The organism is Chelativorans sp. J32, assembly GCF_000518985.1.
Taxonomy (GTDB): Bacteria; Pseudomonadota; Alphaproteobacteria; order Rhizobiales; family Rhizobiaceae; genus Chelativorans.
Genome location: NZ_JAEQ01000005.1, coordinates 153,963 through 169,082 on the forward strand (window position 1 = coordinate 153,963; position 15,120 = coordinate 169,082).

Below are 15,120 nucleotides of genomic sequence, written 5' to 3' on the forward strand. Positions count from 1 at the left end.
AGCGCATAACGGGCGTGGAACGAGAGGGTTCCACAAAGCCTCTAAAGAGTGAGCGGCGGCATGGTTTTGTAACATTGTGCTGTTAGGCTATATCCGATCCTAACGCGGCTGAGCGTCGCGCCCATTGACATTCTTCCCCCGCTCCGCCACCTCCTGAAGGTCGCGGCTGATACGGAACCGATTTATGACCGGCCACATGACATCCGGCTATTTCTCATCTCCTTTCCCGCGCCGACGCTCCGTCGGCGTCGATGTCGGCGGCGTGCTCGTGGGTTGCGACGCGCCGGTCGTGGTGCAGTCCATGACCAACACGGATACGGCCGATGTTGACGCCACCGTGGCCCAGGTCGCAGCGCTTCACCGCGCCGGCTCCGAGATCGTTCGCATAACGGTGGATCGCGACGAATCCGCGGCCGCGGTTCCGCGCATCCGCGAAAGGCTGGAGAGGCTCGGGGTCTTCGTCCCGCTTGTCGGCGACTTCCACTATATCGGCCACAAGCTTCTCGCCGAGCATCCGGCCTGCGCCGAAGCTCTTGCGAAATATCGCATCAACCCGGGAAATGTCGGCTTCAAGGAGAAGAAGGACCGGCAGTTCGCGGAAATCGTCGAGATGGCGATACGCTACGAGAAGCCGGTGCGCATCGGCGTCAATTGGGGTTCGCTGGACCAGGAGCTTCTCACGCGCCTGATGGACGACAACCAGGCGAAGGGGTCGCCGCTCACAGCCGAGCAGGTCACGCGCGAGGCGATCGTCCAATCCGCCCTCCTGTCGGCGGAGCTTGCAGAAGAGATCGGCCTGCCCCGTAGCCGCATCATCCTTTCCGCGAAGGTGAGCCAGGTTCAGGACCTGATCGCTGTCTATACCATGCTGGCGGAGCGTTCAGACCACGCGCTTCATCTCGGCCTCACCGAGGCCGGCATGGGCACGAAGGGCATCGTCGCTTCGTCTGCCGCAATGGGCATCCTCTTGCAGCAGGGTATCGGCGATACGATCCGCATTTCGCTCACGCCGGAGCCGGGAGGCGACCGCACGCGAGAGGTGCAGGTGGCGCAAGAGCTCCTGCAGACGATGGGTTTCCGCCAGTTCCTGCCGGTCGTGGCGGCCTGTCCCGGTTGCGGGCGCACCACCTCGACCGTTTTCCAGGAGCTGGCGCAGAAGATCCAGTCGGACATCTCCCGCAATATGCCCATCTGGCGTGAGAAATATCCGGGGGTCGAGGCGCTGAAGGTCGCCGTCATGGGCTGTATCGTCAATGGCCCGGGCGAATCCAAGCACGCCGATATCGGAATTTCCCTGCCGGGCACGGGCGAGACACCCGCCGCGCCCGTCTTCATCGACGGCAGGAAGGCCGCAACGCTGCGCGGCCCCAACATCGCCGCCGAGTTCGAGAAGATGGTGGCGGATTACATCGAACGCAGGTTCGGTCAGGGCCGAGTGGCGGCCGAATAGACTTTCTGCTTCACAACCGGGCCGATCACTTCGATCCGGTTGGTCCAGACGTAACCGTCGAAATCCTCCGGCACGTTCGCGAGCAATTCCGCCGTGTCGATACCGGACGTGCCGGTGTCCCCGCTCGTATAGGGCCCGAGCAGAATGATCTCGCTGCCGGCAGCCTTCATTCGCGCCTGGAAGCGGTTTGGCCAGCCCCATGCGAAGCGGGCGAGATTGATGGGCACCATCACATTGGTGTTGCGGCAAGCTTCCGGCACATAGCCGCTCCAGCCGAGCGCCAGGTAACGCAGCAGGCAATCCTTCATACTGCGCGAGCCCATCCCCTTGAGGCCGGGGATCAACGAAACGGCACGCTCGGTGGGTTCATTACCGCCATAGACGGCCCAGACCCGCTCACGCCATTCCGGCTGCCCCTGCAGCATGGCCGCAAGCATATCGCCCTCTCGCGCCTCGCGGCTCTTGTAGTTGACGAGGAACGGGCGGTCGGGGAAGGCTTCGAACACCTCATCCAGCGAGGGCATGAGCCCCTGCCCCTTCCCACGCAAAGGAAATGTCGCACCATCGTCAGCGGTGTAGCCATAGCCCAGATCAAGCGCCTTGAGATAGGCCAAGTCGTGTTCGCGGGTCACGCCGGAACCATCCGTCCGGCAATCCAGTGTCCAATCGTGGATCACCGCGAACCTGCCGTCCGTCGTGGGGTGCACGTCGAGTTCGACCACGTCTGCGCCCGCTTCGAAGGCGGCTCGCATGGACGGGATGGTGTTCTCGATGAAGTCGTGCGTGGGCTGATAGATGCGCTCTGCCGTGCAGGTATCGCTTTCTATGCCGTCGCGATTGAAGGTCTGATGCACGCCGCGATGCGCGATCAGTTTCACTTGCGGCCCATCAGGCGCGGGCGCCAGCCAGGATGCATTCCAGAGATAGACGGCGGCCACGAGAACAATGAGGCCGGCCAGGAATTTGCGCATTGCGAATCTCCCCGCCAAGGAATGATGGAGAGCTTGCTGCGATCTAAGGTCAGAATAGGGCCGCTAAATGCTCCTCACAGCAAAATGCCGGCCCGAGGGCCGGCATACGCGCTGGACGACAAGGCCCGTCGGCTCAGCTTGCGGCTTCCTCGGCGGGAGCGGCAGCTGCAGCTTCAGCGGCTGCCCTGGCCTCTTCCTCGGCCTGACGGGCAGCGGCGAGACGCTCCTGCGCCTTCTTGCCCGGCTCGCCCTTCTTCGGGTTCTGGCGCTCGGGCCGCTTGGCAAGACCGGCCTGGTCCAGGAAGCGGAGCACGCGGTCGGTCGGCAGCGCGCCGTTCGCGAGCCAATGCTTGATCCGCTCTTCGTTGAGCTTCACGCGTTCGGCGTCCTTGGCCAGCATGGGATTCCAGGAGCCCAGCTGTTCGATGAAGCGGCCGTCGCGCGGCGCGCGCACGTCGGCTACGACGATATGGTAGTAGGGGCGCTTCTTGGAGCCCGCACGGGCCAGTCGGATTTTCAGTGCCATTGGTCTTCCTTTCGATATGGCGATCAGGCCGGCAGATTGTGCCGGGAACGAAAAGAGCGTTCGCACGCTCGGGTGAGTGTGCCGGGAAGAACCTTCCCGGCATTGTGACTACCGCCTGTGACGGCAGATTCTGAGATTCCGCTCACAGCTTTGCCTCGCCGCCGGCTGGTACGACCGCATGCTCCTGGGCGATCGCCTCGTGATGGCGAATGACCTCGCGGGCGATGAATGTGAGCAGCTTTTCGGCGAAGTCGGGATCCAGATTGGCCTCGTCGGCAAGGCGGCGCAGGCGCGCGATCTGCTGCTGCTCGCGCGCCGGATCCGCGGGCGGCATATTGTTCTCGGCCTTGAGCTGTCCGACCGATTTCGTGCAGCGGAAGCGCTCCGCGAGAATGTGGATCAGCGCCGCGTCCAGATTGTCGATCGAAGAGCGAAGCTCCAGAAGGCGCGCTCTTGCAGCATCCATGTCCATTACGTTTTTCCCCTCACTTCTTTCGCGGCAGACCCGGAAGGCCACCACCCGGCAAACCAGGGAAACCCGGCAAACCGCCGGCGCCCAGTCCAGGAAGTCCCTTCGGCAGGCCGGGCGGCAGACCGCCCGCCCCGCCCAGCTGCTTTTGCAGTGCTTCGAGCTGCTTCGGATCCATTTTCGAGAGGTCCGGCATGCCGCCCATCCCGCCGAGTCCCATCTTCTGCGCCATTCCGCCCATCAGGCCGCGCATCATGCCGCCCTTCTTGCCTTTGCCGCCCATGGCCTTCATCATGTCGGCCATCTGGCGATGCATCTTGAGCAGCTTGTTGATCTGCGCGGCATCCGTACCGGAGCCGCGGGCGATGCGCTGCTTTCGGCTGTGCTTCAACAGGTCGGGATTGGAGCGCTCCTGTGGGGTCATCGACTGGATGATCGCGATCTGACGCGAGAACATCTTGTCGTCCAGTCCGGCCGCTGCCAGCTGGTCCTTCATCTTCCCCATGCCGGGCATCAGGCCCATGATGCCACCCATGCCGCCCATCTTCTGCATCTGGCGAAGCTGATCGGCGAGGTCGTTCAGGTCGAACTTCCCCTCCTGCATCTTCTTCGCCATCGCCGCGGCCTTTTCCGCATCGATGGTCTCGGCCGCCTTCTCGACAAGCGAGACGATGTCGCCCATGCCAAGAATGCGATCGGCAATGCGGCGAGGATGAAATTCCTCCAGCGCATCCATCTTTTCGCCGGTGCCGATCAGCTTGATCGGCTTGCCCGTTACGGCGCGCATTGAAAGCGCAGCGCCACCGCGCCCGTCGCCGTCCATGCGGGTGAGAACGATGCCGGTGATGCCCACGCGCTCGTCGAAATTTTTGGCGAGGTTCACCGCATCCTGGCCGGTCAGCGAATCGGCCACGAGCAGGATCTCGTGCGGATTCGACACGCGCTTGATGTCGGCCATCTCGACCATCAGCGGCTCGTCGATATGCGTGCGGCCGGCCGTGTCGAGGATTACGACATCATGGCCGCCGAGCCTGGCGGCCTGGACCGCTCGCTTGGCAATGTCGACCGGGGTCTGGTTGGGCACGATCGGAAGCGTGGCGATGCCTGTCTGTTCGCCCAGCTGCTTCAGCTGCTCCTGAGCTGCGGGCCGGCGCGTATCGAGCGAGGCCATGAGCACCTTCTTGCCCTGGCGCTCCGTTATCCGCTTGGCGATCTTTCCCGTCGTCGTCGTCTTGCCGGAGCCCTGCAGGCCGACCATCATGACGACCACCGGAGCCGGCGCGTTGAGGTCGACCGTTTCGCCCTCTGCGCCGAGCATCTCGACCAGCTCATCATGAACGATCTTGACGACCATCTGGCCCGGCTTGACGGATTTGAGCACCGCTGCGCCCACAGCCTTCTCGCGCACCCGGTCCGTAAAGGAACGCACGACATCGAGCGCCACATCGGCCTCGATCAACGCCCGCCGTACCTCGCGAAGGGCGGCGGAAACATCCGCCTCCGAAAGGGCACCGCGCCCGGTGAGATTGTTCAGGATGGCGCCAAGGCGTTCCTGCAGGTTCTCGAACATCCGCGTTCCTCTTGTCCCGTGTTGTCAGACACGAGAGGTAGTGCATCCGCGCCCGGGTTGAAACCTCGCGCAAAGCCGAAAAGCACCCGGGGGCGCATCGCGCTGCCGGGTGTTGACCTCCGGGATCGAAGTCCCGGTCGGCTGCTCGGAGTTTTCACTCGTCGCGGAAAGTCGTGGCTTAAAAGCTGAAAAGCCGCCAAAAGTCAAGCCGCCGGCATAATGGCCGGCGATTTGAGAAAAGAGAGCGGCGCCACCTCATGGCGGCGCCGGTTCTGAATTAGCGCATCACATAGACGATACGGCGGCTCTGCGGCTCAACAAGAACCGGCTGATTGTTCACATAGACATACCGGTACTCATAGTCCGGGATCTCGCGAACGGCCACGGTTTCGGGAAGCTGCGCGCCGACGACGACTTCACCTTCCAGATAGACCGGCTCTACCTGATGCTGCTGGACGTAGCTCACGACCCGCTCGGGTGGCGTAATCGTGTCGATCGCTCCGCCGGCCACGGCACCCGCCGCGCCACCCACGGCAGCGCCGACCGGGCCACCGATGATCGCGCCGGCAACGGCACCCGTGGTAGCGCCGGTAAGCGCGCCGGCACCTTCCGTGCTGGCCGTCGTCTCATAGGTCACGGTAGGAACGGCGTCAGCCGGGCGTTCGGTGAGCACCACCGTCTGACCGCCGCCCAGAGTGGCCGTCAGATAGTCCGAATAGGCCCATCCCTGCACACCATTATGGTTGACCTGGCACCATTTGCTGCCCTGAATGCAGCCATTGATGGTGGTCTGCTGCGAGGCGCCAATAACGCCCACGACCGGATAGTTCGGACCCGGGCCGGCGCGTACATTCAGGTCAGTGGTGGCGGTCGCCATGGTCTGCGCCGAGGCGATGCCGGAAAGCGCGAACAAAGCGGCAGCCGCGGTTACGCTCTTCAAGGCAAGTGATTTCATCTTCAGTCTCCTCAATTGTCCCTTGCAAAAACGAACGAGTAGAGGCCTGTTTCGTTCCCAAACTGTGTGATAGTTGCCCTTCGGGCGTAACAAAGCGCTGATGAAATTCGGCGACACTGGACGAGGGCTTCGAGTAGGAGATTCCGTATGAGTCGAAGTGGTAAGGCGAAAGATTTTGCTGCGGTTCTGTTTTCATTCTTCTTCCTGAGCGGTTCTGCTTTGGCCGCAACATGCGGAAACGACGGCAAGGGCTTCGAAGCGTGGAAGGCCGCGTTCATTCAGGAAGCGGCGGCACGAGGCGCGGGGCGCACATCCCTCGATGCGCTGGCACGCACCAGTTATGCGAGCAAGACGATCGCCGCCGACCGCGGACAGAAGAGCTTCAAGCTCTCTCTCGACAGCTTCATGCAGAAGCGCGGTGCAAATGCCATCGTTTCCCGCGGCAAGAACATGAAGAAGAAGCATGCCGCGCTATTCGACCGCATCGAGCGTCAATTTGGCGTGCCTGCCGGTCCGCTGATCGCGATCTGGGGCATGGAGACCGGCTTCGGGGGCTTCCTGGGCAACCAGCACACCCTTTCCGCCGTGGCGACGCTTGCCTATGACTGCCGTCGCTCGGAATTCTTCACCGAGCATCTGTATGCAGCGCTCACCTTGATCGATCGGGGCATGATGAGCCCCTCAGCGATCGGAGCCGCACATGGCGAGATCGGGCAGACGCAGTTTCTGCCTGGCAATGCGCTGCGCTACGCGGTGGATGGCGACGGTGACGGGCGCATCGACATGATCGGTTCGCCGGCCGACGCGCTTGCCTCCACCGCCAATTTCCTGCGGGCGCATGGCTGGAGGCCTGGAGCGGGCTACCAGCCCGGCCAACCCAATTTCCAGGCGATACAGGGCTGGAACGCAGCAAGCGTTTATCAGCAGGCCATCGCGATCATGGCTCAGCAGATCGACGGGTAATCCCGTCGATCTTATTGTCGGCCTTGTGCGCCAAGTCGGGCGCACAAATTACGCTTGATGCTTCGTCAGCCTTGCCGACGCTTGCGCGCAGCAAGCGTCCTCAGCCGCAACGCGTTGAGGCGGATGAAGCCGGCGGCGTCCTTCTGATCGTAAGCGCCGCGGTCGTCTTCGAACGTAACCAGGGCATCCGAGTAGAGCGACTTGTCCGAGCGGCGGCCTGTGACGATCACATTGCCCTTGTAGAGCTTCAGCCGCACCTCGCCCTCGACATCCTCCTGGCTCTTATCGATAAGCGCCTGCAGCATTTCACGTTCGGGCGAGTACCAGAAACCGTTGTAGATGAGCTCAGCATAGCGGGGCATCAGCTCATCCTTGAGATGGGCTGCGCCGCGGTCCAGCGTAATCGACTCAATGGCCCGGTGCGCCGCAAGGAGAATGGTACCGCCCGGTGTCTCGTACACGCCGCGCGACTTCATCCCGACAAAGCGATTTTCCACTAGATCGATGCGGCCAATGCCATTGTCGCGGCCGAGATCGTTAAGGGCCGCAAGCAGCGTCGCAGGCGACATGGCCTCGCCATTCAGCGAAACCGCATCGCCGCGCTTGAACCCGACGGTGATTTCGGTCGGCCGATCCGGCGCATCGAAGGGGGAGACGGTGCGCTGGTGGACATATTCAGGCGGCTCGCTCCAGGGATCCTCGAGCACCTTGCCTTCAGAGGAAGAGTGGAGAAGATTGGCGTCGACGGAGAACGGAGCCTCGCCCTGCTTGTCCTTCGGCACGGGAATCTGATGCTCCCGGGCGAAGTTCAACAGATCCGTGCGAGACTTGAAGGACCAGTCACGCCAGGGCGCGATGACCTTGATGTCGGGATTGAGCGCATAGGCGGTGAGTTCGAACCGCACCTGGTCATTGCCCTTGCCGGTGGCACCGTGGGCAACGGCGTCCGCGCCCGTTTCGGCGGCGATTTCCACCAGGCGCTTGGCAATCAGCGGCCGCGCGATCGAGGTTCCGAGCAGATAGGTTCCCTCGTAAAGCGCATTCGCGCGGAACATCGGGAAAACGAAGTCGCGAACGAATTCCTCGCGCAGATCCTCGATGTGGATTTCCTTGATGCCGAGCATCTCTGCCTTGCGGCGCGCCGGCTCCAGTTCCTCGCCCTGACCAAGATCAGCGGTGAAGGTCACCACTTCGGCGCCGAGCTCCGTCTGCAGCCATTTCAGGATGATCGAGGTGTCGAGGCCGCCCGAATAGGCCAGCACGACCTTTTTAACGTCTTTGTGTGTCGCCATCGTCTTTTCCGAGTGAGTTCGCGCCCCCGGCGATCCGCGGGCAGAGCGCCGATCCCAGTGCCGGCCGAACTATTATCAGGAAAAGACGCCCGGGCAAGGGCGCAGGGAGGCCGCTGGGGTCTGGCGGCCGCCCTGAATGCGTCTCAGCTGCAGGACTGGATCGACTGCAGCGCGGCAGAAAGGCCGAGGAGCGAGAAAGTGTAATTCGTGTTGTTGCCGCGGCGCGACGTGGCGGTGACGCGCATGTCCGATCCTGCGCGCATGGCCGCAATGAGTTGCGGCTCTTCCGCCGCATTTTCCATCCAGGCCGACTTGCCCTGGGTGAACATGGTGAACGAACGGTTGCCGACGGTGACGGTCACCTTGGAGCCTTCGCGAAGATCGTATCCCGCGATGAACTGGGGCTCGAAGGCCACATTCTGCCCGGGTTTCTGGCTCACGAAGAAGAAGATGTCGCCATGATCGAGGGTCGCCGGTTCCTTCTGCTTCGGGACGCTCATCACGTAGCAGACCTTGCCGTTATCGGATTGATAGCTGTAGGTACCCCAGTCGCGATGCTGGCCGACGGCAGTCGCCTGCGCGAAGGCCGGCCCCGCGGCAGCGAGCGTGCAAAGCATAAAGAGGGACGTGAAAAATCTACGCATGGTCCTACCGTTCTTTTGCCTGCTATTGACCCCTGAGCCATCAGGTGCCGGACCTGATTGCTTCATTTTTATTTAATTTGGGTTACCGAAAGATAATTCCGCCCACGCTTCCCTCGCGAATCCTGCATTTTCATCCGCAAAACAAGGCCGATGAACCGCTTCCAAACCCCACTTTGTGGTTGAATCGGAGGAAAAAGGCGAGAATTTGACCCGTCTGCGCTCTCGCTCAGCGGTCGAGGTTTTCCAGCGCTTTCTTTGCCGCTAGCCGATGCGCGGGCGTGATATGCGCCTTCACGGCCCCAAGAGCTGCGGCGAGCACGGCAACATCATCGGTGAAGCCGAACACCGCGAGAAAATCCGGCACCGTGTCGAAAGGCAGGATGAAATAGAAGAGGGCAGCGATAAGAATGCCGCGCACCCGCGTCGGCGTGCTGCTGTCGAGTGCGCAGTAATAGGCCGCGACGACATCTTCCATGAAGGGCACTTGTCGCGCCGCCCTCTTGACCGTGCGCCAAAAGCGCCGCTTCACCGTTTCTTCGCGGCGGCTTTCTTCACCAGGCCTGACCGGAGCCAGGATTTCACCAATCTTCACGTCGTCCATCAGCCACTCCTCGCCACGAGATGTGGGGAAACGCTTCAGGGAATGCAATGCCGGGCGAACCCCGCCTCATTTGGCCGCGTAGGCGTTCATTTTCTTCGCCAGCTTGAAATCAAGCTCGGTAAGCCCGCCGGATGAGTGCGTCGTCAGCTTCACGTCGACCGTTTTATAAACATTCGACCACTCCGGATGGTGGTCTAGCTTCTCGGCGGCAAGGGCCACCCGTACCATGAAGCCGAACGCCTCATTGAAGTTGGAAAAGACGAAGCGGCGGCGGATTGCGGTGCCGTCATCGGCAAGCTCCCACCCTTCGAGCTCCGAAAGGGCTTCTTCAGCCTCTTTCCTGTCGAGTTTCTGCCTTGCCATCAACAACCTCCGTGCTATCGCATCAGCAAAAGGATAACGCTTCCGCCATGAGCAAACAGCCCCGCATCACCATCCTTTTCGTCTGCCTTGGCAATATCTGCCGTTCGCCACTGGCCGAGGGCGTCTTTCGCGAAGTACTGCGGGAAAAGGGGCAGGAGCATCTTTTCGAAATTGATTCGGCCGCTCTCGGCGACTGGCATGTGGGCCAGCGGCCTGATCCCCGGTCTGTCGCTGCCGCCCGGCGCCACGGGCTCGACATTTCCGGTCAGAAGTGCCGCCAGGTTAACCCGGAGGATTTCCGGCACTTCGACCTGATATTCGGCATGGACCGCGGCAATATTCGCAGGCTGCAGCACCTGGCCCCGCCGGACACGCGCGGACGCGTCCACCTTTTCCTCGAATATGCGCTTGGCAGACCGGAAGAGGTTCCGGACCCGTATTATGAGGACGAAGAAAGCTTTGAGGCTGTCTATCGCATGATCCGCGAAGCTTCCGAGGCGCTTGCCGAAAGGCTGGCCGAACGGGCGCTCTCGGTATGCAGGAGCGGCCAGGCTTCCTCGACCACATAGGGGCCGCCGCCCACCGATTCTCTTGACGACATGAGCACGAAACGGCCTACCCGAAAGGGCGCGGCGGCGAAGTTTCCTCGGGCCGACAGGTAGGAAGCCACCGCATGGGGCGATGCGTTCTTGAGTCTGGCCAGGGTAACGTGCGGCGTGAATTTCCGCTGCTCCGCAGGCAGGCCGAGACGCTGACAGATGCGCTCGATCTCGCCTTGCAAGGCTTGAAGATCAGGCGAGGCAGCGACGCCCGCCCAAACCGCATGCGGTTTCTTTTGGCCAAACGCCCCGACGCCTGAAAGGGTGAGGAGGAAGGAAGGACGGCGCACCCGGTCGAGCGCATTGGCAATCTCGTCAGCCACGTGACCTTCCACGTCCCCGATGAAGCGCAATGTCAGGTGATAGTTCTCGACATCGATCCAGCGAGCTCCCGGCAATCCGCCGCGCAGGAGCGAGAGCGACAGAGCCGCATCGCGCGGGATCTCGAGGGCGGTGAAAAGTCGCGGCATGGCAACCTCCTCGATTCGCTATGTCACCATCAGCGAATCATCGATTGAGTCATGGGGCAAGCGGTTTCTCCGGCTCTCCCCTCACATGTTCGGCTTTTCCCCCTGAATGAGGGGTTCGACCTTGGGCAGAACGTTCTTCACCATCAGATCGATCCCTTCGGCATTGGGGTGCATGCCGTCGGCAAGTTGAAGCGAGGCGTTTCCTGCCACGCCTTCGAGGAAAAAGGGCACCAGCGGCAGGTCGTATTTTTCCGCAAGCCGCGGATAGATGGCGTTGAAGGCCTTCTGGTAATCGGATCCCAGATTTGGCGCCGCATACATCCCGACCAGCAGGATTCCGATTTTTCTGGCCTTGAGCCGCGTGATGATTTCTTCCAGGTTCTTTTCGGTGGAAGCGGGGTCGACGCCGCGCAACATGTCATTGGCGCCCAGCTCGAGGATCACCAGGTCGGTACCTTCGGGGACGGACCAGTCAAGTCGCGACAAGCCGCCGCTCGTCGTATCACCCGAAACACCGGCATTGGCGACGGAAACGTTATGCCCTCGCTCGCGCAACACGGCCTCAAGCCGGTCCGTGAATCCTTCTCCGGCCCCAAGCTCGTAGCCAGCCATCAGGCTATCGCCGAAGCCAACAATGCCGAAGGGCTCTGCGCGGGCGGGCAGGGAGATCACCACCGTGAGGAAGAGAGCCGCCGTGGCGGATAACATTTTCGCGAGGGGCGAGACAGGGCGGGAAAACACGTCCAAGAATTTGATAGCCATAAAACTCAACCCATATCTGCCACAACCGCGCACGTATTCTCACACATATAGGACGGCCTCTACGTGACCACACCTGCGATAGACCTGAAAGACGTTTCGCTCCGCCTTGGTGAGGGGCCATCCTCCGTGCACGTGCTCAAGGGCGTAAGTCTTTCGGTGGAACGTGGCAAATCCACGGCCATTGTCGGCCCATCCGGATCGGGCAAGTCGACGCTTCTGATGGTCATCGCCGGCTTGGAAAGAGTGGATGGTGGCAGCGTGCGGATCGCCGGAGAAAGAATTGACCAGCTGACCGAGGATGCCATTGCCGCTTTCCGCGGCCGCATGATCGGCATCGTCTTTCAGTCCTTTCACCTCATCCCCAACATGACCGCCCTTGAAAACGTGGCTGTGCCGCTGGAGCTGGCGGGCCATCCCGAACCCTTTGGCGTTGCGGAAAAGGAACTGGAAGCGGTCGGCCTCAAAGAACGTCTTACGCATTATCCGGGCGAACTTTCCGGCGGCGAGCAGCAGCGCGTCGCCATCGCGCGTGCGCTCGCGCCGGAGCCTGCCATCATGATCGCGGACGAGCCAACGGGAAATCTTGATCAGGCGACCGGACGGCAGATCTCGGACCTTCTCTTTTCCACCGCACGCGAACGGGGGACGACGCTCGTGCTGGTAACCCACGATCCCACACTCGCTTCGCGGTGTGACCGGCAGGTAGCGATGCGCTCGGGCCGAATCGAGACAGCTCCTGAAGCTGTGGTGGCGGGCTAATCATGCCGACGAGCGAAGCCGCCATAGAGGAGAGAAGCCTTCCCGCCGAGCGTCTAAAGGGCGGGAGGGAAGGGATAGCCCTGGCTTTGCGCTTTGCGCTTCGCGAGATGCGGGGCGGGCTCTCCGGATTCTTCGTCTTCCTCGCGTGCATAGCACTCGGAGTCGCTGCGATCGGGGGCGTCAATTCCGTTGCCCGCTCGATCAGCAGTGCGGTCGAAAGCCAGGGGCAGGAACTGTTGGGAGCGGATATCCGTTTCGAGCTCAACCAGCGCGAGGCGGATGCTTCTGAGCTGGCCTGGCTTTCCTCCCTGGGCCAAGTGGCGGTCAGCGCGAACATGCGTTCCATGGCGCGGCTACCCGACGGCTCCGATCAGGCACTGGTGGAGGCGAAGGCGGTCGATGGTGCCTATCCCCTTTATGGCGAACTGGTGACCCAACCTGCGCTTTCTTACGAAGCGCTTTTCGGCCCGAAGGATGGCTCATACGGGGCGGCCGCCCCCTCGCTCCTGCTCGAACGGCTCCATTTATCGATCGGCGATTCTGTGATGCTTGGCGGCCAAGCCTTCCAGATTCGCGCGGAACTCGTCACCGAGCCGGACCTGGTTTCCGAGAGTTTCGGCTTTGCTCCGCGTCTGTTGGCGTCGCTCGAAGGGCTGAAGGCTTCCGGCCTCGTTCAACCGGGAAGCCTGGTTGAGCATGCCTATAAAATCCGTCTCGAAAACGGGGCGGACGACGATAGGCTGCAGGCACTTCGAGATGAAGCGGGCGAACGGTTTCCGAACGCGGGCTGGAGCATACGCACGCGCGCCAATGCCGCCCCGGCCCTTTCCTCGAACATCGAGCGTTTCTCCCAATTCCTCACGCTTGTCGGACTCACCGCGCTCGTGGTCGGCGGCGTGGGGGTAGCCAATGCCGTTCGCGCCTATCTCGACGGGAAGCGATCGGTCATTGCGACCTTCAAGAGTTTGGGAGCTTCCGGCCGGTTCGTCGTCACGATCTATCTTTTTCAGATTCTGCTGATCTCGCTGCTCGGTATTGCAGCCGGCCTCGTCCTTGCTGCTCTCATGCCTTTTGCAGCGAGTTCGCTTCTCTCATCGGTCCTGCCTGTCGCAGCGCAACCCGGTTTTTACCCGAACGCGCTCGCTCTTGCTGCCGTCTTCGGCATTCTCACTACGCTCGTCTTCGCGCTTCTGCCTCTAGGACGGGCGCGAGAAGTGCCGGCGACCGCGCTCTTTCGCGAGATGGGAATTGAGACCAGGCGCTGGCCTCGCCCGGTCTATGCCGGGGCGGCGGCAGCCATTGCCGCGATACTTGCGCTGCTCGCCGTATTGAATGCAGAGGAACGGGGCATAGCGGCCATATTCGTGGCGGCCGCGATTGCCGCATTCCTGGTGCTCAGGGGCGTCGGCTGGGGCGTGCAAGCGCTCGCCAGGTGCGCCCCTCGCGTGCGTTCGACAGCTCTCAGGCTGGCGATCGGCAATATTCACCGACCGGGCGCGCTGACACCCTCGGTGGTGCTTTCACTTGGCCTCGGTCTCACGCTCGTGGCTTCGCTTGCCTTGATCGACGGCAATCTCAGGCGCCAAATCTCCAGCAACCTACCGGAAATCGCCCCGAACTTCTTCTTTGTCGACATTCAGCCTGCAGAGGCCGAAGCATTCTCCCGGCTTGTCGAACAATACGCACCGAATGGAGAGTTGACCCGCGTGCCCATGCTGCGCGGACGCATAACGGCGCTAAACGGTGTTGACACCAGCAAGATCACGCCGCCACCGGAAGGTGCCTGGGTGCTGCGCGGGGACCGGGGCATCACCTATTCCGCGACCAAGCCGGTCAATGCGACACTGACGGCGGGCGAATGGTGGCCCGAGGATTATTCCGGCGAGCCGCTTGTTTCGTTCACAGCCCAGGAGGGCCGGGAGCTTGGCCTCGAGCTTGGGGATACGATCACCGTGAATGTGCTCGGGCGGAGCGTCACCGCCCGCATCGCAAGCTTCCGGCAAGTGGAATGGGAGACGCTATCGATGAATTTCGTGATGGTGTTCTCGCCCAACACTTTTGCAGGCGCGCCGCATGCCTGGCTGGCTACGCTCACGGATGCAAGCGCAACGGACCAGGAAGACGCTCGCCTTCTCAACGCGGTGACGAGGACTTTCCCAACCATCACGACGGTGCGCGTCAAAGATGCGCTCGACGTGGTGAACCGGCTGGTGGGGCAGCTTGCAGTCGCAATCCGGGCCGCAGCGGCGGTCGCGCTGATAGCCTCCGTGCTCGTGCTCTCCGGTGCGCTGGCTGCCGGCAATCGCGCGCGCATTCACGACGCCGTGGTCTTGAAAACCTTAGGGGCGACGCGGCGCACCCTGATCAATGCTTTCGCGCTCGAATATCTCCTGATCGGGCTCGCAACCGCCATCTTCGCGCTCGTGGCCGGCGGCACCGCCGCCTGGTATGTCGTGTCGCGCATCATGAACCTGCCCTGGTCGTTCCTGCCCGAAGTCGCGATCTCGACGATCGTGATTGCGCTCGTGCTTACCGTCGGCTTCGGACTCATCGGCACCTGGCGCGTTCTTGGCCACAAGGCTGCGCCGATCCTGCGGAACCTGTAAGGAGCGCACCGCCGGCGAACACCTTCTTTTGCGCCAGTTCGGTCTTGCTCTTAGACCAAACAATCATCATATTCCGGTTACGCATGCTGGACTCCTGCCAGCGGCGCTCGGCGGTCTGCC

16 protein-coding genes are annotated in these 15,120 nt (G+C 62.1%); 5 read left to right on the forward strand and 11 right to left on the reverse strand.

Annotated elements, in window-relative coordinates; translation table 11 throughout:
• Positions 1-184 precede the first annotated feature (184 nt).
• Complete coding sequence (ispG, locus tag CHEJ32_RS0109835) at positions 185-1,450, forward strand: flavodoxin-dependent (E)-4-hydroxy-3-methylbut-2-enyl-diphosphate synthase (protein WP_028033728.1); 1,266 nt, start codon at positions 185-187, stop codon at positions 1,448-1,450.
• Here the strand turns inward: ispG and CHEJ32_RS0109840 are convergent.
• The 5 genes from CHEJ32_RS0109840 to CHEJ32_RS0109860 all read right to left on the reverse strand — a co-directional run bounded on the left by CHEJ32_RS0109840 (position 1,426) and on the right by CHEJ32_RS0109860 (position 5,941).
• Positions 1,426-2,421: a glycerophosphodiester phosphodiesterase family protein gene (locus CHEJ32_RS0109840; protein ID WP_028033729.1), complete on the reverse strand. Its 996-nt coding sequence runs from the start codon at positions 2,419-2,421 to the stop codon at positions 1,426-1,428. The two genes, ispG and CHEJ32_RS0109840, sit on opposite strands and share 25 nt — an antisense overlap.
• Positions 2,422-2,554: 133 nt before the next feature.
• Positions 2,555-2,947: a 30S ribosomal protein S16 gene (gene rpsP, locus CHEJ32_RS0109845; protein ID WP_028033730.1), complete on the reverse strand. Its 393-nt coding sequence runs from the start codon at positions 2,945-2,947 to the stop codon at positions 2,555-2,557.
• A gap of 142 nt (positions 2,948-3,089) precedes the next feature.
• Entirely contained in the window at positions 3,090-3,419 is a 330-nt protein-coding gene (locus CHEJ32_RS0109850; protein WP_028033731.1) for a chorismate mutase, read from the reverse strand.
• Positions 3,420-3,432: 13 nt separating this feature from the next.
• The gene (gene ffh, locus CHEJ32_RS0109855; protein WP_028033732.1) at positions 3,433-4,986 is read right to left on the reverse strand and encodes a signal recognition particle protein; all 1,554 of its coding nucleotides are present in this window, start codon (positions 4,984-4,986) and stop codon (positions 3,433-3,435) included.
• Positions 4,987-5,263: 277 nt separating this feature from the next.
• Positions 5,264-5,941, reverse strand: a complete 678-nt coding sequence (locus CHEJ32_RS0109860) for a DUF1236 domain-containing protein (RefSeq protein WP_028033733.1) — start codon at positions 5,939-5,941, stop codon at positions 5,264-5,266.
• Between the two features lie 147 nt (positions 5,942-6,088).
• On the opposite strand from CHEJ32_RS0109860, the gene CHEJ32_RS0109865 reads away from it, so the two are divergent.
• On the forward strand, positions 6,089-6,904 hold the full coding sequence (locus CHEJ32_RS0109865) for a lytic transglycosylase domain-containing protein (protein ID WP_028033734.1): 816 nt from the start codon (positions 6,089-6,091) through the stop codon (positions 6,902-6,904).
• 65 nt (positions 6,905-6,969) lie between these two features.
• Here the strand turns inward: CHEJ32_RS0109865 and CHEJ32_RS0109870 are convergent, their stop codons facing one another.
• The 4 genes from CHEJ32_RS0109870 to CHEJ32_RS0109885 form a co-directional block, all read right to left on the reverse strand.
• Entirely contained in the window at positions 6,970-8,196 is a 1,227-nt protein-coding gene (locus CHEJ32_RS0109870) for an argininosuccinate synthase (protein ID WP_028033735.1), read from the reverse strand.
• A 143-nt stretch (positions 8,197-8,339) separates the two neighbouring features.
• Positions 8,340-8,840, reverse strand: a complete 501-nt coding sequence (locus CHEJ32_RS0109875) for an invasion associated locus B family protein (protein ID WP_028033736.1) — start codon at positions 8,838-8,840, stop codon at positions 8,340-8,342.
• 226 nt (positions 8,841-9,066) lie between these two features.
• A complete protein-coding gene (locus CHEJ32_RS0109880) occupies positions 9,067-9,441 on the reverse strand; it encodes a YkvA family protein (RefSeq protein WP_028033737.1) in 375 nt (124 codons plus the stop codon).
• Between the two features lie 66 nt (positions 9,442-9,507).
• The gene (locus CHEJ32_RS0109885; protein ID WP_028033738.1) at positions 9,508-9,804 is read right to left on the reverse strand and encodes a 4a-hydroxytetrahydrobiopterin dehydratase; all 297 of its coding nucleotides are present in this window, start codon (positions 9,802-9,804) and stop codon (positions 9,508-9,510) included.
• Positions 9,805-9,851: 47 nt separating this feature from the next.
• Here CHEJ32_RS0109885 and CHEJ32_RS26700 point away from each other — a divergent pair, with 47 nt between their 5' ends.
• Positions 9,852-10,373 carry a low molecular weight protein-tyrosine-phosphatase gene (locus CHEJ32_RS26700; protein ID WP_084032748.1) on the forward strand — a complete coding sequence of 174 codons (522 nt, stop codon included), beginning with the start codon at positions 9,852-9,854 and terminating at the stop codon, positions 10,371-10,373.
• Here the strand turns inward: CHEJ32_RS26700 and thpR are convergent.
• Entirely contained in the window at positions 10,274-10,873 is a 600-nt protein-coding gene (gene thpR, locus CHEJ32_RS0109895) for an RNA 2',3'-cyclic phosphodiesterase (RefSeq protein WP_028033740.1), read from the reverse strand. The two genes, CHEJ32_RS26700 and thpR, sit on opposite strands and share 100 nt — an antisense overlap.
• Positions 10,874-10,954: 81 nt before the next feature.
• Complete coding sequence (locus CHEJ32_RS0109900) at positions 10,955-11,635, reverse strand: arylesterase (protein ID WP_084032749.1); 681 nt, start codon at positions 11,633-11,635, stop codon at positions 10,955-10,957.
• Positions 11,636-11,698: 63 nt separating this feature from the next.
• Between CHEJ32_RS0109900 and CHEJ32_RS0109905 the strand changes: the two genes are divergently transcribed.
• Both CHEJ32_RS0109905 and CHEJ32_RS0109910 read left to right on the forward strand, forming a co-directional pair.
• The gene (locus tag CHEJ32_RS0109905; RefSeq protein WP_028033742.1) at positions 11,699-12,394 is read left to right on the forward strand and encodes an ABC transporter ATP-binding protein; all 696 of its coding nucleotides are present in this window, start codon (positions 11,699-11,701) and stop codon (positions 12,392-12,394) included.
• A 107-nt stretch (positions 12,395-12,501) separates the two neighbouring features.
• Positions 12,502-15,000 carry an ABC transporter permease gene (locus CHEJ32_RS0109910; RefSeq protein WP_051469581.1) on the forward strand — a complete coding sequence of 833 codons (2,499 nt, stop codon included), beginning with the start codon at positions 12,502-12,504 and terminating at the stop codon, positions 14,998-15,000.
• Positions 15,001-15,120: the final 120 nt, after the last annotated feature.